A 22,283-nucleotide genomic window follows, 5' to 3' on the forward strand; every position below is an offset into this window, starting at 1 on the left:
ATGTAATGATTGCTATAGGGTAAGCTGAGGACGATCATCATCAGGGATGTCACCCACAATAATAACCAAGCATAACTGTTACGTATGAATACATATTCCTTTGAAAGCGAGCGCATCCCGGTTTCTCTTGAAGCAGTCTGGCGGGCACTGACCGCTCTCGGCCATCAACAGCTCTGGCTCCGCCCTCCTGAAAATCACGGTGTAAACACCTGGCTGATTGTCACCTGGGACGGTCTGACGGTGGCTGAACGTATCCTGGTCTCAGGCTCCTGGTGGCTGACCGGGGATGCCAGCGCCATCTACACCAATCCTGAGAGGATTGTTCCGGGCGATCTGGAAGAACTCACATGGCAGTCAGTGCAGCGTCGAATGAAGGACGGATTCTGAACCGGCCGGATGCAAATGGCAGGGCGGGATTTAACACTCCCTTTGCTGGTCCTGTTCCTTGGTTGAGGAACAGGGTAGCCACATCCATGATTACAGAACTGTTGCACATAGGAACGGGTAATGAACGCGAACACTTATCAGTACTCCTTGGTGAAGGCAGTTATTCAGGATGATCGATTGCCATGTTGGCGTACACCGGTATCAAGACATACTGTCTGACTCGTTGCTTATCTCCTGCCTATTTGTTCATCATCGCCTCACAACTCACAAAGAAGTGCGGACAGCCCATTGTCCGCAGGGTAAAGAGCTCAAGGAAAAGTATGAGCCGGCACCTTTCCTGAAAAATTTCAGCCCCTTCGCAATCATTCTCGAGCGTCATACGAAAGACAGCCAGAAAAGCCTTCTGTTTACAAAAATCACACTTGTGTTTACATTTTATTTACATTTTATCCTTTTCGTTAACTCTTTTGACAATTTTTTGATGTGCTGCTACCGGACGAATTCAGTGAGAGAAAAGCAAGAGAAAAGAAAAATTTTCGATATGAAAAATAAATTTTTTTTGACGTTAAAGAATTTCCATCTAAGAAATAACATTCATTATACACCTTTAATTGTTTATTATTTTTTGACATAGACTATTCCTTTTAAAAATAAATATTTATTTACAACTTGTCATTTGAAAAGAATGCCGATAACCATTTTAAATTTAAGTATTCCCAGATAATCAAACGTGAGTTCAATATGGATGTTTTTAGTTATTCAGTTGTATCTTTAAATGAAAGTGAAAAAGAAGAACTGTCGGCAGTGGTAAGAGGCATTCATAGCGAATGTCCCGGTCAAATACAGAGTCGCTATCTTTCCAGAATAAAAGAGATAAAAGATAAAATTACAAGTAGTAGAATCGTGAAAAACTTCAATTTTCATGATCCCTTGCTTATCAGCAATCTACCTGAGTTTGAAAACATAGAACTAAGTAAAATTCTCCTGCTGACATTAGGTGAGTCAATCGGCCGATGTGTTGCATACTCTGATTATAATCAAAGTTACGTCACAGATATTCGTCCTACCCTCACCTCCAGAGAGCTGAGCAGCAGTTCTGAATTGCTCACGATGCATAACGATTTATGCTTTGCATCAGACAGATGCAGACCCGAGTATCTGGTATTGGTGCCACATGTAGCGAATGGTGACATACCTAAAACCCTACTGGCTACGTCTGCACAGTTGGTGGAATTTTTTACAAAAGAAGAACTATCTATTCTACAAAGTGAAATATTTGAAATGCGTGCCGGTGGGAAATTATTGTGGCCCAATGAAGAAATAAGGAAAATGAAAATAATAGAGAAGGAAATAAATGGAAAAATCAAGATTAAACTTAACTTCTCCAACATAAAACCGGCACCAGGCCTGAGCGAGTCCATGTACAAACAGGCCGAAGAATTACTGGAGAAACTATCTTCTCTGGCGCTTCGTACAGGACGCGAAAATGGGCACAGCATTCAAAAAGGGGAAGCATTAATCATTCCTAATAATTATACTGTTCATGGTCGTGATGTTTTTACATCAGACAACATCCAGCGTCTTTTATTACGTTCCTATGTCGTGTCACAGGATGTCGTTGATTTGTTTTCTGGTAACACCATGATATCCATTAGAAACTAATTCAATATTACATACAGGGCTGTATGATGGAAAACGTAATTATTATTGGTGGCGGTCATGTGGGTTCGACACTTGCAGTAGACATGTTCCTGAGAAGAAATGAAACCAACCTCGACCCTCATCTGGTATTAATGCACTACGGAAATCATCTGTTTCTGAAAAATTCAGGGAAAAGATCATTCAGATGTGAGAATATCATGACAGGGGAAGTCAATGAAACGGTATTCCCTTCTCAAAATGTTCATGCAATAAATCACGACATCAGACATCTGATGCAAAGTGCCGTTGCAGTTATTATTACTGTACCGGATATTCCATTATTACGTAAGGTGCTGATTGAATATCTGGAAGCGTGTCCAGTAAATCCAGGAGCGACAGTAGCATTTGTTCGCGCAGGTCAGGGCGGACAGCTCGTCCTTATGGACAAATGGCGTAAAAGCTCACGTTTGAATAAATTGCATTTGCTGATGGTAGAAGACAGTTTTTACGGTACCAGATGCATTGATAACATCATCGAGTTTAAAAGGAAAAACATCACTCGAGTTGCAACACTTAGTGAAAAACCTGATGAAGCAATGGATTGTGTCAATCAACTGTTTTTCGGGCCATCTGTGCCTGACAATCAACATCAGTTTGAACGAGTAAGACCTCTGGACTTGCAGTTTGACCCTCTGGGTTACATTATTCATCTTGCTGTTGCTCTGGATAAGACAAATCTCACAAAAACAGCTTCTGGAACTCAATACCTTCATTATAGCGATGGTGTTCACGAGGAAAATGCCGGTCTCATTAATTCACTTGATCACGAACGAGTAGCACTCGCTCGTTCTTATGGTGCTGAGACACGACTATTTACCACTATGTTGACTGAGCAATATGGGCTTCCTCAACAACCTACCTTCCTTGAAATGGCAAAGAGCACAAAAAGTATCTATCGTTCATTATCAGAAAAATCACTCAACTCACTTAAAACAGGCCGTATGATTCAGGAGGACTATCCTGGGTTATTAACGATGAGTTGGTTTGCTGAAATCTCTGGTGAAGACTTTATGATCACCCGGGACTATGTCAACCAGATTACTCAAATGCTACAGGCCCTGAAGGTGAATACAGATGGCCTTGATTATTATCATAACTATCTGAATGCTCTCAATTTAAACAAATCCGACCTGATCGGCATGCTTTCGAACTAACCTAAATGGAGTTAATTATGAAAAATAACGATTTCACATCAGTCTCATCATTCGGTAAAAATACCAGCGTTGATGCTAATTATTATCTTGAACATGGATTTGCAGATGTCAGGGAATTAATTTCAAAAGAAATGGTAGAACATCTTCGTGATATTAACAATCAAACGAAAAGCAATAGTGCATTCGATTCATTCAAAAGAAATACATATAATGTAGCAATCGAAGATGAAAAAATCCTGTCCTTTATACGCACAGAAAAGTTTGCCGATCTTGTTAAAAAACTTGGTTATGAAAATTGTGTATTCACTGATGGGATAATTTTTGAAACGGACAGCAACTCTGTTGGTTTCGACTGGCATATCGGTGTGACCAGTTTCAAATATATCTATCCGGAAGACAGAGCCTTCTCTATTTGGATAGCTCTTGATGATGTTGATCCGGAAAAGCAGGATGGGGGTATGAGTCTTCTTTCCACACAGGCATTCTCCGGTCATGAGTTTTACAAGTTACAGTCAAAAGTAACAAAATCTCTTACCGAGGGAAAATATAAAATCCCAGCGATATTTAAAACCGTCCTTGGACCAAGGTTCAGAACTGAGGAACAAAAAAAATTCAAAGAGCTTTATCCATTTATACAGGAAAAAATCCCACACCTGTTCAGTGAATCTCTTTATATTTCAGGGTTTGCACGTAATTTATTCGACAGTGAATCGGTACGTTACCGTCTAGCGCCCGGGGATGCAATTGCATTTGATAAAGATGTTTTCCATAAAAGCAATCGATTTTTACCCGGACCTCAGTTATCACGTCGTGCATTTGTCATGCGCTTCATTGATGTAAAATCTCGTTACAATCAGGTAAATTCAGATAAAACAGGGGGCGATGTTTCCGTTCTGGTTAACAAGATGATTGCTGGTAATGGTAATCACTTTGATATACAAAAAGGAACTGTTATCAGGACTACATCAGAGGTAAAAAAATGATTACGTATATCATCAAAAGAACGGGTAATCGATACATTGATATCAGCAGTGGTAAGACAATTGATGCCTATTATCCAAAAGGAGACATGAATAAGCGCTCCTGTCTTGCCGTCAAGCACAAAATTATCCGCTGCGAATCATTTGAAATTGAGACAGATATTTCAAAAGATATCACGTCGACTGAAGATGCTTATCTCCGTTTACAGCTTCTTTCATCTCGTGAATACAAACCAAACGAAATAAATCTGGAAGGCATTTTTCAGCATCTTCCCAATGTAGCCTGGACCAGTGCAGGCCCGGTATTCCCTGAGTATGTACAACGTTTACGCCATATTATTGCGGAGGATTATCATCAACTTACCGTATTTAGCGTGGATAAATTTCCAAGGATGGTTGACTACATAGTCCCTTCAGGTGTGCGTATTGCCGATGCCGACCGGGTACGTCTGGGAGCCTACATTTCTCAGGGAACGACTGTTATGCATGAAGGGTTTATCAACTTTAATGCAGGTACTTTAGGGCAATGTATGGTAGAGGGGAGGATCACCCCAGGGGTAACCGTCGGTGATGGAAGTGACGTCGGCGCAGGAGCCTCTATTATGGGAACCCTGTCCGGTGGCGGTAAACAGAAAAATCAGATAGGTAACGGCTCATTACTGGGGGCTAATGCAGGGATAGGGATCTCTCTGGGAGATTCCTGCATTGTGGAGGCCGGGTTATATGTGACGTCAGGGACGAAAGTGACGCTGCCGGACGGCTCCGTCGATTATGCTCGTAATTTATCAGGCAAAAATAATCTTCTGTTCCGACGTAACAGCCTGACAGGTAGTGTTGAAGTGCTGACAACTGATAGCAGTGTATGGGGAGGTGTTAATGCCGTTCTTCACCAGAACGACTGACACCCAGAATACTTCCGCAGACCGCGTCGCACTGGTTATCGGTGCGACGGGGGGAGTCGGGCAGAAAAGTGTTGATGACTTGCTGCAGAATGGGTTTCGGGTTATTGCAGTAGGTCGTGATCGCCATAAACTGGGTGTGATCGTCGCCAGGACTAAGCTGTACAAAAACAAGCTTCATACCATCTGTGCTGACATTCAGTCTACTGAAGATGTGAGGGGTATCCGGGACCGAATAGCGGAGTTTGGCCATTTGGATTTGCTGATACTTGCAGCAGGGATCACCTGTAATAAAACCACAGGGGCAACAGGACAAGAAATACAGAATGTAATAAGCAGTAATCTGCTTGGGCCTGTTTTTGTCATAAATGACTTGTTGCCATTCCTATTGAGAGCGGAATCACCGTCGGTGATCTGCCTCTCATCAAGAGCGGGTAAAATAGGCTTCGCGGATAAGGGCATTTATGGGGCGTCAAAAGCAGGTTTACAGCTCTATATGGCAGCCTTATCGTCAGATCCTGCGCTTAATAAAATTCGTTTTACCGTATTATGTCCGGGATGGATTAACACTGCGATGGCTATTGAAGGTGGATGCAAGAGAGCAAGCAACTCTATACTTCAACCTGAAGATATTTCGTCGTTGATGATCTGGCTTGTTAACTCTCCTGAAAGAGTCAGAATCAAGGAAATCGTTATCGAAACGTCTCCTGATGAGCATTAAAACTGGTGATACATTAACTTAAAGAAAATGAAAAAAAAACTAATTTATATTATAAGAGGCAGTGGGCCGACTCGTCCATACTACTGTCTGTTTTTAACATCGTTAATATTGACTGTAGCCAGGGGAATAACATTACCTTTTCTTGTTGTATTTTTACATCTTCAAAGAGGGTTTGGGGTAGATGAAACTGGTTATATTATTACAGCTGGAATAATTTTAGGGCTGTTTTTCTCACCTCTTTGTGGAAAGGTAATGGAATTTCTGAACTACAAAAAGTGTATTATTCTGGCACTGCTAATATTCAGCGCAAGTAACATTTCTATATCTGAATTAAGGAGTCAGTATTTAATAATATTTTTTTATGCGCTACTAAATTTAGCATATTCTTTATACAGTGTAGTACTTAAAGTTGTGATTTCTGATGCTGAGAAAATAAACAAATCAAGGCTGTTTTCGATAAATTACACCATGACAAATGTTGGATGGGTTATTGGGCCTTTACTAGGGAGCCTTTGCTCTGGACTCGATGGTCGCATAATGTTCTGGATCTCAGGAGTAATAGGTGTTTTGCTCGCTTCATTTTTCATTTTATACAAAGTGCGATTAAGTGAGGAGAAGCAATTAACAAAAAATGCTCAGTGCGCTCCTGTTGCGACAAAACATCGGAACCACTCTAATAACACTTTATGTTTGATAATTCTTGCTGGATTTATTTATTCTTTTTGTTATGGCAGATTTTCATCAAGCATAACACAGGTGCTTACTGTAATATTTAACAAGGAAACTACATACCAAATTATTACGTCGCTGATGGTAACAAATGCACTTTTTGTAATTTTACTCCAGATCCCATTAGGTTCAAGGGTATCTAAAGATAACGTTGTCTTAAATTCTTTTATTGGTAGCTGTAGCTTAATTATTGGCGTGATGGTCTTCGCAGGATCTTTCGGACATTTAACTATGTGGGTCACAGGGATGATATTCTTTACACTGGGAGAGGTTCTCCTTAATCCGGTGCTGTATTTGATGTTGGATTCTTTAAAGACAAATACGAGCAAAGCCAGTCTCTTTTCTTTACAGATGCTTACAGGTGTGGGAGCAGCTATCAATCCGGCGGCAACAGGATGGCTTGTAGAGAATATTAGTTCAGGATCAATATTTATGGTCATCGCCTTTGCCGCTATAACCGGTTTTTTTCTCGTTGCGCTGGCTTTAAAAGACTGGAGAAGATATGCATAATTTATTTTTCCTTACCTGTGCTTCGTTATTGTTCATTCCTGGACCTACTAACATTTTGATTTTTAATTCAGGATATAGCAATGGCTTCAATAAAGCCCCATCTTTGATGTTATCAGAATGGTCTGGTTATATCATCAGCATTACTTTATGGTCTATCGCTGCAGGATTATTTTTTAGTTCCTATGGGTGGGTGGATATCATTTCTAAGATTGCATGTTCATTGTATCTTTTCGTTCTTTCAATAAAACTATGGTTTTCCGGACATATAGAAAATACTAAAAAGGTAATTATTAATTCAAAAACAATATTTTATACAACTTTTCTAAATCCAAAATCTTTCATTTTTGCAACGATAATTTTCCCTGTAAAAATCACAGATGATTTATTTTTATACTCTGAGATTTTAATACGCTTTACCATGGTTTTGTTTACCGCATCGGTTTTTTGGTTGTGTTCAGGGAATTTTATAAAGAATGAAACAGATGGACATTCTGTTAAAATAGCGATCCGATATTTTTCCGTTCTGACATTAATAAGTTTCAGTGTCTATATATTTTATCAGGGTGTGATAAAAATATCATGGATTTAACCATTTTCACACCAGATGTCAAGGTACATGTTTACAGATATTTTAAATATCAATCATCACTAAATACAATTATCCTAATTTGAGGGGAAGTATGAAACATATTGTAGTTATCAATAGTTCTGAATTCAGTGGTGTTGAGTTATTAGATAAATTGCTTAAAGAAAATTACAAAGTCAGCTACTTTCGTAATCTTGCTTACATACGAGACTGGGACTCCTCCAGAACGGACGATGTTCTTCGACGTCTTCATAATGTTATTGATCTACCTAATACACATACACCAGAAATTGTCAGAGATGCTGTTGGTATTTTAAATGGCAGTCAACCGGTTGATGCACTTATTTGTATCGATGATTTTTCATTAGAAGCTGCTGCTTGTGCAGCCGAACATATAAAAGTACCATTCAGCAGTGTGAATGCTGTTAAAGCAACCAAAAATAAGTTACTGTCACGCCAGATTCTCGAAGGAACAGATAAAAATGCCCCTTGGGTTATTCATGAACGTGATTATCATAAACTTCCGTCTGTTCTGACGTCCGTAGAATTGCCGGTAATAGTCAAACCTGTCACATCAGCTTCAAGCCGGCTGGCATACATTATTAAGGAGCGGGCTCAGATTAACCTCCTTATTAATAATATCGAGGAAGAAATCAATCAGTTACCATCATCCTATACGGATTTCTTTAACCGTGGTTTTCTTGTAGAAAAATATTTAACTGGACCTCTTGTTTCTGTTGAGATCGGAAGAATAGGTAATTCTTATTACCCATTTATGGTAACTAGCAGGATTCGTTGTGCCAGTGATAACGTTATTGAACTGGGTAGTGTTATGCCTTCTTCTCTTAATGATAAGGAGGAGCAGGAATGTTTTAAACTGGCAATATCCGCACTGGATAAATTAGGACTCGATAATGGTATTTTTCATATCGAAATGATTTACACTAATTCCGGCCCTGCAATAGTAGAAGTTAATGGCAGGCTTGGAGGTCGCACCATTCCGGTTCTTTATGAGCTTGCGACTGGTAATAGCATGTTTGAACATCTTATCGATATTACTCAACGTGCTGAACCAAAAGCAGAGTCCATTTACCAGGGGCAAAAAGCGGTTTCGTTTTTCTTTAAAGCGGAACAATTCGGTAAAGTGCTGGACGGTACATCCAGAGCGTTACCACAAAATCTCGCAAGTTATATTCAATCTTTTGAATTTATGAAGAAACCTGGTGACACCTTGCAAAAAGGTGAGATTCTGGGATGGACTATTGTATCAGCGCGGCAGGAAGAGATCTGGAATGTTCTCCATGAGCTGATTCAGTTTGTTGAAACTTCTTCAGGCGTGGAAGTTAAAAAACCTTTAATATAAACATTTATCTTAAATATTTATATAATTGTACATTGAATACAACTCACATGACAAATTTCTATTTTTGTCATGTGAGTTGTATATCGACAATGCTTTTATCTTTATGCTTTTCTAGCTTTACTTATGGTCTCAATCCTTTACTGTTTCAATTTACTGTGTAATTCATACATACCATAGTCACCTGCTATAAGCTTAGGGTTGAAATTGTATGGAAGTCCATCATTCACATCACTCTGCGGAATCTCTTTTAATATTTAGTATAGATCTGCATATATAAATCTTAATATCCTTATTTTTCATCTCAACTATTATCTTGGCGCAGGAAATTATAAAACATTTCCTTATTTAACTGAATGCTAAAATATCCACGCAGTATTTTCCATGACAAATAACTATATATACCAGTAGCTATAATGACAACTGGTTCTGCCGGAAGGTGTGCGTTGTAAATAACCGTAGAAGACTTCACATAAAAAAGGTTAATATAGAGCAATATTGTTATAATGTAAATCATAAAATTAACGTGGTATTTTATTTTCCTTGTTGTAATAACACCATTCTCAAAACAATAATAATATCTTTCACTAAGGATTACTTTACAAAAGCGGGCGTTTCTTTCCTCATTATCATAATAATATTCAATAATCTTCCTTGAAAAATTAACATCATTGGATAACCTATACCCTCCCATAATGATCTTATGTTTAGCTTTTTCCAATTTATTATCTTACGGTTGATGACTTTTAAATAGGCTATAGCATCCATTTTTTTCTAAAGAGGAAGAGAAAAAAATGTTCTCCGCGATTCATATCTTTTTTATAAGAGGAATTAGTATTACTGTTACTATTATTTGAAAAAACGGTGCCGCTAATTTTATTGATTCTATAATAGATAGCTCCATTTTAATTATCTCACTTAGATACCGGACCATATAACTGTATAATAATCTATAATATTCATATTTAACAAATGATTAAATTCTGATTATTTATACGCTGCAAGTCATATCCACCAATCTCAACCACAGACGGAACATGTTAAAGATCATTCCTGCCGATCGCATCTGGAAGGTAGCTGTTTCTCGTCTTCATTTATGCCTGTTTCAACATATCTGTTTGTCCTGGCATTACCCCATTTCTCCCAAAAACCATAAAACAGCCCTCAGCCCGTGTCATGACTGGCTTCAGCGTGGATAGACTCTGAAAAAGGATCCTTTACGCATTTGGTTTTACCCGCAATAATGCGGGATAAGACAACAAAAGGATCCGGGCGCTGCGATTTATTATGATGGCAGGATCGGGCCATTCAGGCCAGAATAGCTGTATTCATAACCAGTGCATGCGCTACGTGAAAAATAGCCGATGAACAACATCATTCCCCTGCAGAATTCACCAGAACGCGTTTCGTTATTGCCGATCGCCCCGGGCGTTGATTTTGCGACCGCGGTGGCACTCCGCCGGATGGCCACCTCCACCGGCGCCACGCCAGCCTATCTGCTGGCACCGGAAGTGAGCGCCCTCCTCTTTTATATGCCCGATCAGCGACACCATATGTTGTTTGCAACGATGTGGAATACCGGGATCCGTATCGGTGAAGCCAGAACCCTGACGCCGGAGTCGTTTGATCTCGATGGATTACGACCTTTTGTCCGGGTGCTGTCTGAGAAGGTACGGGCACGTCGCGGGCGCCCGCCAAAGGATGAGGTGCGACTGGTTCCGCTGTCGGATGTAAATTTTGTGCGGCAGATGCAGAGCTGGATGGTGACCACCCGCCCCCGCCGGCGGGAGCCGCTGTGGTCAGTAACGGATGAAACCATGCGTAACTGGCTGAAACAGGCCGTGAAACGGGCTGAAGCAGATGGCGTACATTTTTCGATACCGGTGACGCCGCATACCTTCCGTCACAGCTATATCATGCACATGCTCTATCACCGCCAGCCGAGGAAGGTCATCCAGGCACTGGCCGGCCACAAGGATCCGCGGTCGATGGAGGTCTATACCCGGGTGTTTGCGCTGGACATGGCGGCCACGCTGGCCGTGCCCTTTACCGGTGATGGCCGGGATGCCGCCGATATTCTGCGCGCTCTGCCGCCAGGAAAATGAATCTGTGCCGGGACTCTGACAGATATTGACTGAGGTGTGCAGCCTGGCATATCTCAGTCAATACCCGCCCCCGGAAGCAGGAGCAACACATACCGCAGTCAATTTATTCACGCCACAGTGAATGCCTGCATACAGCAGTCAATTTGTGAAAGCAGTGAAAAGTCTTAATGGAGCGGAAATATTGACTGTGGTATGCACTCAGCATAGCGCAGTCAACAGTGTGAGAGACACATACTGCAGTGAATTATTGCATACCGCAGTCAATCTTCCGGTTTCATACTGGTAAGGGCTTCAGCGAGTTTCTTCGGATCGATCCCGGCAGCCTTCAGGGCCTTAATCACTTCGTCATAGTTCTGTTCAGGGGCTTTCTCCGTCTCTTCCTTGCGCGGCGATTTCACCGTACTGCTGATTAACTTTGGATTCCGGTAATGCACACTGAAGTAAGTAGACCGGCCGCGTTTGAATTCGGTGTAATCCAGATAGCCGATATCCCTGAGCTGCTCCATGGCCTTGCGCACCGTGTGGTTCTGCGTGTAGACGTTGGACGTCAGATTGAGACGGTCACGCATGCGTTTCATTGAAATCGGCGCCGGATCCTGTGGAAGACTTTCGATGTAGGTATACAGCGCCTGCGCGGATTCCTTGCGCTGAAGGGCATCAATGGCTTTGAGGCGCAGCAAGACCCGCCTGTCCATGTGGTAGAGCTCAAACAGCTTGGGCTCAGCCTTGATCTCCACGATGTCTGCATTGATATCGTAGAAAGCAGACTGCACCAGGTGGGTCGTCCATCCTTTTGTTTCACTCTGGAATTTAAGCGTGACGGAGGCCAGTTTGAATAACGAGTTGCTGATGCGATCTCGCATTTTCTTGTTCGAACGGCGGGAATCAAAGCCACACATTTTAACAAACTCAACAAATGAGAGTTCCAGTGTGTCCTTTTTCACGCCATACTCAGACATGGAGCGAATGATCCCAAGCCAGACTTTAAAGTCCGTGTCCATGTCCAGGCGCGATCCGGTGATCCTGACGTCGTTGTACCCCTCACTCCTGGCGATCGACAGCTGTACGAGCTCCTCAGTGGCGTCAGTGACGTTTTTACGGTTGGTCTTGCTCCTGGAGGTGGACTTCAGCGTGGGAACGAACAGGCCCAGCCGCATGAGTGCCACAGGCTGTACCGTGCTGGCGCTGTTGACATCCAGCTTAACAACTTCACCGGTTGTCTTATCTGTTTCCTGAAGATTAAGAGGTAACTCGTTATTTTCGTTAGCCATTTTAAATACCAACAGTTATCCACAAAGGCAAGTATATACGCATGTCACAGTCAACGGAAATACATACCTCAGTAAATACCGTTGCATATCACAGTATTAGAAAAGCCATACTTCAGTCAATATATTCCCCACCGCAGTCAATAGGAACAACGGCTCAGACCAGACAGCACAAGGGCTGTAACGATCCGGGGATCTCTTTATGATCTTAATGGGATCTCTTAAGGGATCAATTACTGGATCGTCAATATGAATAACTCTCTCCTGACAACATAATCCATTGATCCACCAGGTAATCACCGTCATATGCCAGTACCATTTTTACTGGCCACAACGACAATCTGAAAGATATTGACTGCGATATGCAAATCATGTCGTATCCCTGCAGCAAGAAAGCCAGCATACTACAGTCAATATTCTGCGCATCACAGTCAATATTCAGTACTCAGTTTTTTCTTAACGGTATGATTTTGAGGCACAAGTGCGTCTGTGCTCTGTATCAGTACCCGGTAATTCCGCTTCCTCGCCACATGCTCACTGCGTTCGCCTGCTTGCTGCGGCGAGCGGTTTCATAATATTGACTGAGACATGCCAGTATCCCATATCACAGTACGGATACGATGGTTTTGTGAACAACTTTGCAGTTTTATCCCTGCTTTGCGCTTTTATTGTTGCTTTGCATTAAATTCCAAGATTTAATAAAATAATGCAAAGTAATGATTAAAGGATGCTCAGTAATGGGACTGATGGATACGCTTGACCAGTGCATCGCCGCTGGTCATGAGATGACAAAAGCAATTGCAGTAGCCCAGTTTAACGATGACAGCCCGGAGGCGCGTAAAATCACGCGCCGGTGGAGGATCGGCGAAGCGGCTGATTTAGTCGGTGTTTCTTCTCAAGCTATCAGGGATGCAGAGAAAGCTGGGCGGCTTCCACACCCTGACATGGAAACCCGGGGAAGAGTGGAACAGCGTGTGGGCTATACGATCGAACAAATTAATCATATGAGAGATGTATTCGGAACCCGCCTCCGGCGCTCTGAAGATTCTTTCCCGCCTGTTATTGGTGTCGCGGCACATAAAGGCGGGGTTTACAAGACTTCTGTCTCCGTTCACCTGGCTCAGGATCTGGCCCTGAAAGGTTTACGCGTTCTGCTTGTTGAAGGTAACGATCCCCAAGGCACTGCCTCTATGTATCACGGCTGGGTGCCGGATCTTCATATTCATGCAGAAGACACACTCCTCCCCTTTTATCTCGGGGAGAAAGATGATGCCAGCTATGCCGTGAAACCCACCTGCTGGCCCGGGCTGGATATCATTCCATCATGCCTAGCATTACATCGTATCGAAACGGAACTCATGGGGAAATTTGATGAAGGCAAGCTCCCGACGGATCCTCACCTCATGTTGCGTCTTGCCATTGAAACGGTCGCCCATGATTACGATGTCGTTGTCATAGACAGTGCCCCAAACCTGGGGATTGGCACTATTAATGTGGTCTGTGCTGCTGATGTACTGATTGTCCCGACACCGGCTGAATTATTTGATTATACGTCTGCCCTGCAGTTCTTCGATATGCTGCGGGATCTGCTGAAAAATGTGGATTTAAAAGGATTTGAACCTGATGTACGTATTCTCCTGACGAAATATAGTAATAATAATGGTTCTCAGTCCCCCTGGATGGAAGAGCAGATTAGGGATGCCTGGGGCGGAATGGTATTGAAGAATGTCGTGCGCGAAACAGACGAAGTGGGTAAAGGTCAAATCCGTATGAGAACGGTTTTTGAGCAGGCCATTGATCAACGTTCTTCTACCGGCGCGTGGCGTAATGCCCTTTCCATCTGGGAACCTGTCTGTAATGAAATTTTTGATCGGCTGATTAAACCTCGCTGGGAGATCAGATAATGAAACGCGCACCTGTCATTCCGAAACACACGATGAAAACTACACCGGCAGATACCGTACAGTCTCCTGCTCCAGCCGCGCCAATGGTGGATTCACTGATTGCTCGAGTGGGTGCAATGGCTCGTGGTAATACGATTTCGCTTCCGGTCTGTGGTCGTGAGGTCAAATTTACCCTCGAAGCTATTCCGGGAAATGCCATTGAAGAAATGTCCCGGGTCTGGTCAGGTAATGAACGCGACCAGGAACTGCTTACTGAGGATGCTCTCGATGATCTAATCCCCTCTTTTCTTCTGGCTGGTCAGCAGACACCGGCCTTCGGGCGCCGGGTATCAGGTGTCATTGAGGTTGCTGATGGGAGCCGGCGTCGGAAAGCGGCGATCCTGACTTCCTGTGATTATCGTATTCTGGTCGGCGAACTTGATGACGAGCAAATGTCGGCTTTATCACGTCTGGGCAACGACTATCGTCCTACCAGTGCTTACGAGCGTGGCCAACGCTATGCACACCGTCTTGAAACAGAATTTGCTGGCAACATCTCTGCTCTTGCTGATGCGGAGAATATTTCCCGGAAAATTATCTCCCGATGTTTAAATACGGCCCGGCTTCCGAGAACTGTTGTTGCCCTTTTCTCTCACCCGGGAGAATTGTCGGCCCGTGCAGGAGAATCGCTTCTGAAATCTTTTGCGGGTAAAGAGAGTCTGCTTGAACAGCAGGCCGCTGAACTTCATGAGCAGAAGAAAGCCGGTGTCATTTTTGAATCGGATGAATTGATCTCACTGCTGACTTCAGTACTGAAAAAAACTCCCACCGCCCGCGAAAATCTGAGCTCACGCCATCAATATGCACCGGGAGCGTCTGCCCTTTATAAAGGGGATAAAGTGATCCTGAATCTCGACAGAAGCCGGTTACCTGCGGAATGTATAGAGAAGATTGAAGCCGTTTTGAAAGAGCTTGAAACCCGGGCATCCTGATAATCACTTTTATAAACTGTAGCATTTGCCTTTCAGTTCGTTCCTTTACATAAACTTCTTATTGAACTGACCAGTAGCTCATCTGCTGGTCTTTATCGATGTTTCTTTCTTTTAAACACTATTCGTTAACTTTTGTTGCCACAGATATCTGTATTTATTTGTGAAATGATAAAAAGGACATATATCTGTTTTTTGTCGTAAGCCACTTGCACAGACTGGGACCATGGTCCCATCTGTTGGTATAGTGGACTGAGTGTCGACCGGGACCACGGTCCCACCTGTTGGTATGGTGGTCTGAATGTCGACTGGGGCCACGGACCTTCCTGCGGTATAGTGGCAAGGGTGTGAAATGGGAATACCATCCCTATCTCCCCGCACTGGTTCTTTGAGTGGTATTCTAAATTGTAGTATTACAGGGTTAGAGGCTGTCTGATAGCTATTTTTCAGTATCAAGGTAACAAACCTGCAATACCAAGGATTTGTTTAGAAAAATGCCCTGAATAATCTATTTGCCACACTGGCTTCGCTGTTTATCGAATTCTTGCATTGAATGAGCGAAGGTTGATGGCCATTTCCCAAACGATTCGTTTACAGAAGCTATTGCTGCCTCCTGGTTAGCATAACCCATCGATGCTAACGATGCTTGCTGTACTGTCATCGAGATCTTTAATGCAATTAATGACAGAGAAAGAGGTGCATAGGCACTAATAGCAAAACCCTGCTTTATGACAGGGCCAGCAACTTTTGATAAATCTTCTGGTTTGTTTGATGGAGGAAATACCGTATAATTAATTAAATCGCCGATGGATGACATAAACTCCGCAGAGTGTTCCCTCAATATCCTTTCATTAGTATCAATTCTGGATATGCAGGATGTTTTTTCACTGATAACCGCCGACTGATGAACTCCAAGCCAGCTAAAAAAACTTGTAAGTGCGACGCCTGCAAGCGTACATAAAACTCCAAATCCTGGATGGCTGGCAATACTGCCAGTTACCGTTTTCTCCTCGGTCATATTCTTACCTGTAACATTAGTTTTTGATTATGTTACGGTCATCTACTTTCCGTTTCCAGAACAATAGATTCGGTGAAAGAATAGCCATTCAATAGTGGTCCTGCTGATAGTCTATTTAGAATATAGGCATTACGCTTACTGCCTCTTTAGTTAAGTTAATTTTTTATCTTACCAGTGAAATTTCCTGTTAAGTTTTTGATTACAGCTATTCTTATTCTTTCATACTACCTGATTACATACGTATCCAACTATTGGGGTTGAATGGAACTACGGTTCGAGCTTTAGATATGGTTCCTGTGTACCGACTTGGACCACGGTCCTACCTGCCCGTATAGCGGTATGAGTACCGGCTGAGACCACGGTCCCACCTCTCGGTATGGTGGTCTGAGTCCGGTTGGGACCACGGTCCCACCTGCCCATATAGCGGTATGAGTACCGGCCGGGACCACGGTCCCACCTGTCGGTATGGTGGTCTGAGTCCGGTTGGGACTACGGTCCCACCTGTCGGTATGGTGGTCTGAGTACTGGCTGGGACCACGGTCCCACCTGCCAGTATGGTCGTCTGAGTACTGGCTTGGACCACGCTCCTAGCTGCCAGACGAAACATAAACTTTTGGGTTATCTATTCTCAGTTTCAAGACTTATCATAATCTGGCGACCGGAAGCTCTTTCCAGCGTGTTGTATAAGCTGGTGACAACATTTCACGTTTCATCTTCCATTCGGGATCTATTCCCCTTCCCGCAAACCACACTTTCCCCAGTCCTGAATGGTTAATACCGTCCACGGCTTTCATCAGCTGATTACTGTTGCTTCGGGGCTGAGTATCATCGAACAGGTTCAGCTGCGAAACTCCTGTTGGAGTGAAATCATTGAGCATGCAACCCGCTTTTGCGTATCGATGCCCATTCACCCAGATCCGATCCAGTGTTTTCACCGCTGCGGCTATGATGTCCCTGGTATCCTGCGTGGGAGTCATCAGCTTTTCACTGGCCACATTCCCGTAATACGGTTCATTCACAGCGAACGGTGACGTCTTCACAAAAACGGCAATATGCCTGCAGAACTGTCGCTCGCCGCGCAGCTTTTCAGCTGCACGCTCAGCGTACTGACAGACTGCCTGCCGCATAGCTTCATACGTCGTGACACGCTCACCAAAGGACCGGCTGCAGACAATCTGCTGTTTTGGCGACGGCGCTTCTTCAAGCGAAATACAGCTTTCTCCGTTGAGTTCCCGGACGGTTCTCTCCAGAACAACGCTGAAATTCTTCCTGATAAATACAGGGTTCGCGCGCGCCAGCTGCATTGCCGTGGTGATGCCCATCGTATTAAGCGTTTTTGAGATCCTGCGACCTACTCCCCAGATTTCTTCCACCGGCTGTAGTGAGAGCAGTTTCTCCGTTCGCTTTGGATTGCCTGAAGTCAGAGCAAGTACGCCACCAAATTGCCGCCATTGCTTAGACGCCCATTGTGCGCTTTTAGCCAGCGTTTTGGTCGGCCCCATCCCGACGCCGATTGTGAGCCCTGTACCGGAGCGCACGTGCTCGCGCAACTGCCGGCCGAAGTCCTCATAATCTATGCAGCTGTCTATACCGCGGATATCCAGGAACATCTCGTCGATGCTGTACTGCTCCACGCGCGGCGCCAGCTCCTCGAGATGAGACATAACCCTGTTCGACAGAGATGCATAAAGCTCGTAATTGCTCGAGAACGTGATGACCGGCTCCGGGAATTGTGCCGTCTTCAGTTGGAACCAGGGGACGCCCATTTTAATGCCCAGCCGCTTCGCTTCAGGACTTCTCGCAATGACGCAGCCATCGTTATTTGAGAGAACGACGACAGGTTTGTTACGCAGGTCAGGGCGAAAAACCTTTTCGCAGCTGGCATAGAATGAATTCACGTCAGCAAGCGCGTACATCAGTCCATGCCCCGTGTTTTGTGTATGAAGGCTGTCACAACCCCGAAAATCTGCAGTTCTTCCGGATAGAGCGTGGGGTAGGCCGGATTCATCGGCAGCAGGGCGATACGGGGTTTCAGCTGCAGGCGCTTAACGGTGAACTCACCATCTGTTTCCGCGATGACAATATCCCCTTGCATGGGTTTCTCTGCTTTGTCGACAACCATTAAATCGCCGGAATGCAGACCCATATCCCGCATCGAATCCCCGATAGCCCTGACGAAGAACGTTGCAGCCGGACGCCGGATACAATAGGCATTCAGGTCCAGTTCGTCTTCGGTATAGTCTGCAGCCGGTGACGGAAAACCTGCCGGACAGCGCTCTGTGAAAAGTGGTGCGGAGGACAATGCTGGCTCAGATGCGGGAGTGACAAAAAGAATCATGGCATACCTCTTAAAATACCTGTATTTATATACAGTATTATTTAAGATATTTTCCGTCCTGCAAGGAGAATTTTACTGGCTCCTGCCAGGTCATTGTTCTGGCGGATAAAATAGGCTCAGGGTTATCCACAGAAACGGTGCATAACCCTGTTAGTGGATATCGGGTATCTCATCGTCTGCTAAGCCAGTGGCTCAATAACTTCCCGGCTTTGGTTCCGGGGATTGCCAACAGCCCGGCTGACAGGGTGCCATGTGAAATCATCGGCGGGAAGACTGTCCTCACGGGCAATGTCTTCCGCCTCTTTACCGGTTGTGTTTTCGCTGAGCCATTTACGTGCGGCAGCCGGTGAGTACACGAGCGGTCGCCGATCGTGAATGTCCAGCAGGCCCTCATCCGCAGCTGCCGTGACGATCAGGAATCCTTCCTGGTCATTGCCGTTTTCAAAAGGTGGTTTCCCGATGGCTGCGAGCAGGAGCGGATTTCCGTCCTTACGGTAAATGAAAAACGGCTGTTTCACGCCGTTTTGCTGTTTCCACTCGAACCAGCCGTCGGCAAAAACAATGGCCCGTCCGTGCTCCCAGAGTGGCCTGAACATCCGGCTGCCGGCCGCAGTTTCACTTCTGGCGTTGATGAGAGCGGGCTTGTTCCACCACTCCGGGGCATAACCCCAGTGAACAGGATCAAGATGCAGCTGCGAGCGACGTTCATTCAACAGCAATACCCGGGTTCCGGGTGCAACGTTGTAGCGACCGACGGGCTCCGGATCATACGGTATATCCCGTACTGCTTCTTCTCCGAGAAAGGCCAGGTACTCCTCGCGGGAGTTGTACTGCGTAAACCGACCGCACATATCGTTTCTCCGGTGAAGATTTCGCATGCGAAATCTGTGTTTTCTTCAGTTCAGAACATAGGCCGTATTTCAGGTTCCTGCCATCGTGTGGCCGCCGTGCCGCTACTGTAGCCGGGCCGCTTCGAATGCAAGCAACTGTCTTATGCGTGGGTAGGGCAGGGGCCGCTATGAGCGAAAAGAGGACGTAGTGTTGTAGATAGTTATCAGGTCTGAGTTAATTAATCATCAGTAAATCAGAGTTTGTGAGTACTCAAAGTATCTGGCTGAGAGACAATCCAGTTGACTTATTATGTATCGATCACTAAAAATATAAACACATTACATAGTGACCGATACAAAAAAATTTGTGGTCGTAATCAAATTGAAGAGAGAATCATGGAAAGCACTGTCGCATCGCTGGTTATACCGCGCAATATTGAAGAAGTCTGGGAAATTATTGAAAAGTTTCACGCTCTGTCAGCATGGCATCCTGCCGTAGTCAGCAGTGAGTTCGAAGAGGGTTGCACAGAAGATGTGGTAGGAGCCGTTCGCCGCGTAACCCTTGGAAACGGAGCTACGGGAACCGAAAAATTAATCCGTAAAGACAGCAAAGCATATCTGCTGACCTATTCCTTTGAAACAGCACCTCTGCCTGTTGAAAATTATCTCTCCACCATTCAACTGCTGCCAACCTGCACTCCGGGACACACGCATGTTGTCTGGTCAGCCTCTTTTAACTGCAAACCGGACTTATGCAGCGAGATGCGCAGGGTGCTGGAAAATGATGTTTATCTGGCTGGAATTAAAGCCTTGCAGACCGCGTCGGTCTGATGACGATAGGCTGACGACTTTTATTTCAAAGATGAAGTGGCAGCCAGCCGGCTGCCATTGTTGATTTACCAGTTCTGCTTAGTAGGGGACACGATGAGATCGTTAACGGTCACGTTTCTGGGCTGGTTGAGTGCATAGACCACCGCATTTGCCACATCCTGCGGGCTGATAGCAATTTTTGTCAGCTCCTGCGCCACCTTACGCCCTTCCGGATCGCTCACTTTATCAGCCCATCCTGTGTTAATTACGCCAGGACTGATGGTATTGACCCGGATGCCTTTATTCACGCCCAGGTCTTTACGCATTGATTCTGTCATGGCGTGAACAAAGAATTTGGTCGAACTGTACACACCCGCGCCGGCGTCAACCTGGTGGCCTGCCACAGAAGCCATGTTCAGGATCTGGCCGTCACTTTTGCTGAGCATAACCGGGAGTACGGACGCAATGGCGTTCAGATAGCCCTTGATGTTGACGTCGACCATCTTGTTCCAGTCGTCCCACGCGATGTCACTCCAGGCTGAAAAGAGCATCAGCCCGGCGTTGTTAATCAGGATATCAACGGTACCGAAGGTATCGGTAGCATGCTTTATCAGCGCCTGTGTATCTTCAAGACGAGTCACATCCGTCACCAGACCGGAAGCATGGCCACCGGCTGACTCAATATCCTTTACCAGCTTATCGAGACCGGTCTGATCAAGTGCTGCGGCTACGATATTGACACCATGACGTGCAAGTTCCAGCGCGGTCGCGGCGCCAATGCCCGATGACGCACCAGTAATTACCGCGGTTTTGTTCTGCAGATGATTCATATTCTTATCCTTTGGGATGAGGTACAGGCGGCGGGCAGATCCCGCCGGTTGTATTTATCAGTAATTCGCTTCCGGCCAGTCGGTGTAACCTTTCGCGCCGCCACCGTAGTAGGCTTCCTTAGGCGCGATGGTCAGCTCGGCGCCATAACGCAGACGCTTAACCAGATCCGGATTGGAAATAAACAGGCGGCCAAAGGCAACGGCATCGATGATCCCTGCATTACGGCGGCTGATCGCCATTTCGAGGTCATAGTTGTTGTTACCGATGAACGGACCGCTGAACTGCGCGCTCAGCGCATCCATATCCACGTCGGCAGGCACGTCACGCGACGTTGCAGTGGCACCCTCAACGAAGTGCAGGTATGCCAGATTAAAACGGTTAAGTTGCTGGATGAGATAGCCATACATCGCCATCACGTTGCTATCCGGCGGCGTGTTGCCTGCGTCAGGAGTTACCGGTGACAGGCGGATGCCTACGCGGTCATTGCCCCAGATGTTGACGATCGCTTCAGTGACTTCCAGCGTCAGGCGCGCGCGGTTTTCTACAGAGCCGCCGTAGGCGTCGGTACGATGATTGGTTGAGTCGCGCAGGAACTGATCGAGCAGATAGCTGTTTGCAGAGTGCACTTCCACGCCGTCAAAACCTGCGCGCAGGGCGTTTTCTGCGGCACGCTTATACTGCTCAATAATGCCCGGGATCTCGTCGGTTTCGAGCGCGCGTGGCGTCGATACCGGTACGAAGCCATTGACGGTATAGGTCTGGCCTTCGGCCTTGATTGCGGAGGGGGCGACAGGACGCTCGCCGTTGGGCTGCAGTTCAACGCTTGAAAAACGGCCTACATGCCAGAGCTGACAGACGATTTTACCTCCTTCTGCGTGAACGGCATCGGTGACCTTTTTCCAGCCTGCGACCTGCTCTTCACTCCAGATACCCGGCGTTGCCGCATATCCGCGGCCCTGAGCTGAGATATTTGTCGCTTCTGAAATAATCAGGCCAGCGCTGGCGCGCTGAGCGTAGTATGTTGCATGTAACTCATTTGGTACACCATCTTCACCATAGCGGCTACGGGTGACAGGCGCCATAACGATACGATTAGCCAGCTGAAGTTTCCCCATAGTCACAGGGGAAAAGAGATCGGTACGGTTACTGTTGTCAGTCATGATTACTCCTAAGTAGTTGACCGG

The 22,283-nt window shown here is 45.2% G+C and carries 20 protein-coding genes and 1 pseudogene; 14 read left to right on the forward strand and 7 right to left on the reverse strand.

The features are described from left to right. The first annotated feature begins 84 nt into the window (after positions 1 to 84). From ABLU80_RS19930 to ABLU80_RS19980, 11 genes and pseudogenes are all read left to right on the forward strand, one after another. Positions 85 to 387 (forward strand): hypothetical protein, encoded by a 303-nt coding sequence (locus tag ABLU80_RS19930; protein ID WP_032713755.1) that lies wholly within the window; start codon positions 85 to 87, stop codon positions 385 to 387. A 741-nt stretch (positions 388 to 1,128) separates the two neighbouring features. Next, positions 1,129 to 2,049, forward strand: coding sequence for a hypothetical protein (locus ABLU80_RS19935; RefSeq protein WP_126027886.1), 921 nt, complete (start codon positions 1,129 to 1,131; stop codon positions 2,047 to 2,049). Between the two features lie 23 nt (positions 2,050 to 2,072). Beyond that, positions 2,073 to 3,242 carry an NAD/NADP octopine/nopaline dehydrogenase family protein gene (locus ABLU80_RS19940; protein ID WP_285209129.1) on the forward strand — a complete coding sequence of 390 codons (1,170 nt, stop codon included), beginning with the start codon at positions 2,073 to 2,075 and terminating at the stop codon, positions 3,240 to 3,242. A 17-nt stretch (positions 3,243 to 3,259) separates the two neighbouring features. Then, a complete protein-coding gene (locus tag ABLU80_RS19945) occupies positions 3,260 to 4,225 on the forward strand; it encodes a hypothetical protein (RefSeq protein ID WP_348850380.1) in 966 nt (321 codons plus the stop codon). Continuing rightward, positions 4,222 to 5,124, forward strand: coding sequence for a DapH/DapD/GlmU-related protein (locus ABLU80_RS19950; protein ID WP_032713749.1), 903 nt, complete (start codon positions 4,222 to 4,224; stop codon positions 5,122 to 5,124). The genes ABLU80_RS19945 and ABLU80_RS19950 overlap by 4 nt, the downstream gene beginning before the upstream one ends. Then, positions 5,099 to 5,842, forward strand: a complete 744-nt coding sequence (locus tag ABLU80_RS19955; protein ID WP_050483739.1) for an SDR family oxidoreductase — start codon at positions 5,099 to 5,101, stop codon at positions 5,840 to 5,842. The genes ABLU80_RS19950 and ABLU80_RS19955 overlap by 26 nt, the downstream gene beginning before the upstream one ends. Before the next feature lie 27 nt (positions 5,843 to 5,869). Next, complete coding sequence (locus ABLU80_RS19960; RefSeq protein WP_348850381.1) at positions 5,870 to 7,081, forward strand: MFS transporter; 1,212 nt, start codon at positions 5,870 to 5,872, stop codon at positions 7,079 to 7,081. Then, positions 7,074 to 7,670: a hypothetical protein gene (locus ABLU80_RS19965; protein WP_348850382.1), complete on the forward strand. Its 597-nt coding sequence runs from the start codon at positions 7,074 to 7,076 to the stop codon at positions 7,668 to 7,670. Before ABLU80_RS19960 ends, ABLU80_RS19965 begins: the two co-directional genes overlap by 8 nt. A 91-nt stretch (positions 7,671 to 7,761) precedes the next feature. Next, positions 7,762 to 9,030, forward strand: a complete 1,269-nt coding sequence (locus ABLU80_RS19970) for an ATP-grasp domain-containing protein (RefSeq protein ID WP_348850383.1) — start codon at positions 7,762 to 7,764, stop codon at positions 9,028 to 9,030. A 1,118-nt stretch (positions 9,031 to 10,148) separates the two neighbouring features. Beyond that, positions 10,149 to 10,226, forward strand: a pseudogene (locus ABLU80_RS19975) (transcriptional regulator); the annotation flags it as partial. 165 nt (positions 10,227 to 10,391) lie between these two features. Further along, on the forward strand, positions 10,392 to 11,132 hold the full coding sequence (locus ABLU80_RS19980; protein ID WP_171825499.1) for a site-specific integrase: 741 nt from the start codon (positions 10,392 to 10,394) through the stop codon (positions 11,130 to 11,132). Between the two features lie 260 nt (positions 11,133 to 11,392). Here the strand turns inward: ABLU80_RS19980 and ABLU80_RS19985 are convergent, their stop codons facing one another. After that, a complete protein-coding gene (locus ABLU80_RS19985) occupies positions 11,393 to 12,403 on the reverse strand; it encodes a RepB family plasmid replication initiator protein (protein ID WP_348850384.1) in 1,011 nt (336 codons plus the stop codon). A 734-nt stretch (positions 12,404 to 13,137) separates the two neighbouring features. Between ABLU80_RS19985 and sopA the strand changes: the two genes are divergently transcribed. Both sopA and ABLU80_RS19995 read left to right on the forward strand, forming a co-directional pair. Beyond that, complete coding sequence (gene sopA / locus ABLU80_RS19990; protein WP_038999455.1) at positions 13,138 to 14,304, forward strand: plasmid-partitioning protein SopA; 1,167 nt, start codon at positions 13,138 to 13,140, stop codon at positions 14,302 to 14,304. Beyond that, positions 14,304 to 15,275 (forward strand): ParB/RepB/Spo0J family plasmid partition protein, encoded by a 972-nt coding sequence (locus tag ABLU80_RS19995; protein ID WP_171825501.1) that lies wholly within the window; start codon positions 14,304 to 14,306, stop codon positions 15,273 to 15,275. The genes sopA and ABLU80_RS19995 overlap by 1 nt, the downstream gene beginning before the upstream one ends. Positions 15,276 to 15,780: 505 nt before the next feature. Here the strand turns inward: ABLU80_RS19995 and ABLU80_RS20000 are convergent. From ABLU80_RS20000 to ABLU80_RS20015, 4 genes are all read right to left on the reverse strand, one after another. After that, entirely contained in the window at positions 15,781 to 16,290 is a 510-nt protein-coding gene (locus tag ABLU80_RS20000; RefSeq protein ID WP_348850385.1) for a hypothetical protein, read from the reverse strand. A gap of 644 nt (positions 16,291 to 16,934) precedes the next feature. After that, complete coding sequence (locus ABLU80_RS20005; protein ID WP_171825502.1) at positions 16,935 to 18,206, reverse strand: Y-family DNA polymerase; 1,272 nt, start codon at positions 18,204 to 18,206, stop codon at positions 16,935 to 16,937. Next, the gene (gene umuD / locus ABLU80_RS20010) at positions 18,206 to 18,628 is read right to left on the reverse strand and encodes a translesion error-prone DNA polymerase V autoproteolytic subunit (RefSeq protein ID WP_348850386.1); all 423 of its coding nucleotides are present in this window, start codon (positions 18,626 to 18,628) and stop codon (positions 18,206 to 18,208) included. Before umuD ends, ABLU80_RS20005 begins: the two co-directional genes overlap by 1 nt. Before the next feature lie 179 nt (positions 18,629 to 18,807). After that, on the reverse strand, positions 18,808 to 19,479 hold the full coding sequence (locus tag ABLU80_RS20015; RefSeq protein WP_171825504.1) for an SOS response-associated peptidase family protein: 672 nt from the start codon (positions 19,477 to 19,479) through the stop codon (positions 18,808 to 18,810). 375 nt (positions 19,480 to 19,854) lie between these two features. Here ABLU80_RS20015 and ABLU80_RS20020 point away from each other — a divergent pair, with 375 nt between their 5' ends. Next, positions 19,855 to 20,289 (forward strand): SRPBCC family protein, encoded by a 435-nt coding sequence (locus ABLU80_RS20020; protein ID WP_348556762.1) that lies wholly within the window; start codon positions 19,855 to 19,857, stop codon positions 20,287 to 20,289. A 65-nt stretch (positions 20,290 to 20,354) separates the two neighbouring features. On the opposite strand, the gene ABLU80_RS20025 is transcribed toward ABLU80_RS20020, so the two are convergent. Beyond that, the gene (locus tag ABLU80_RS20025) at positions 20,355 to 21,098 is read right to left on the reverse strand and encodes an SDR family oxidoreductase (RefSeq protein ID WP_248059275.1); all 744 of its coding nucleotides are present in this window, start codon (positions 21,096 to 21,098) and stop codon (positions 20,355 to 20,357) included. Between the two features lie 57 nt (positions 21,099 to 21,155). After that, positions 21,156 to 22,259 (reverse strand): alkene reductase, encoded by a 1,104-nt coding sequence (locus ABLU80_RS20030; protein WP_248059277.1) that lies wholly within the window; start codon positions 22,257 to 22,259, stop codon positions 21,156 to 21,158. Positions 22,260 to 22,283 lie beyond the last annotated feature (24 nt).

This window comes from Klebsiella sp. CN_Kp104 (assembly GCF_040064515.1).
GTDB lineage: Bacteria > Pseudomonadota > Gammaproteobacteria > Enterobacterales > Enterobacteriaceae > Klebsiella > Klebsiella aerogenes.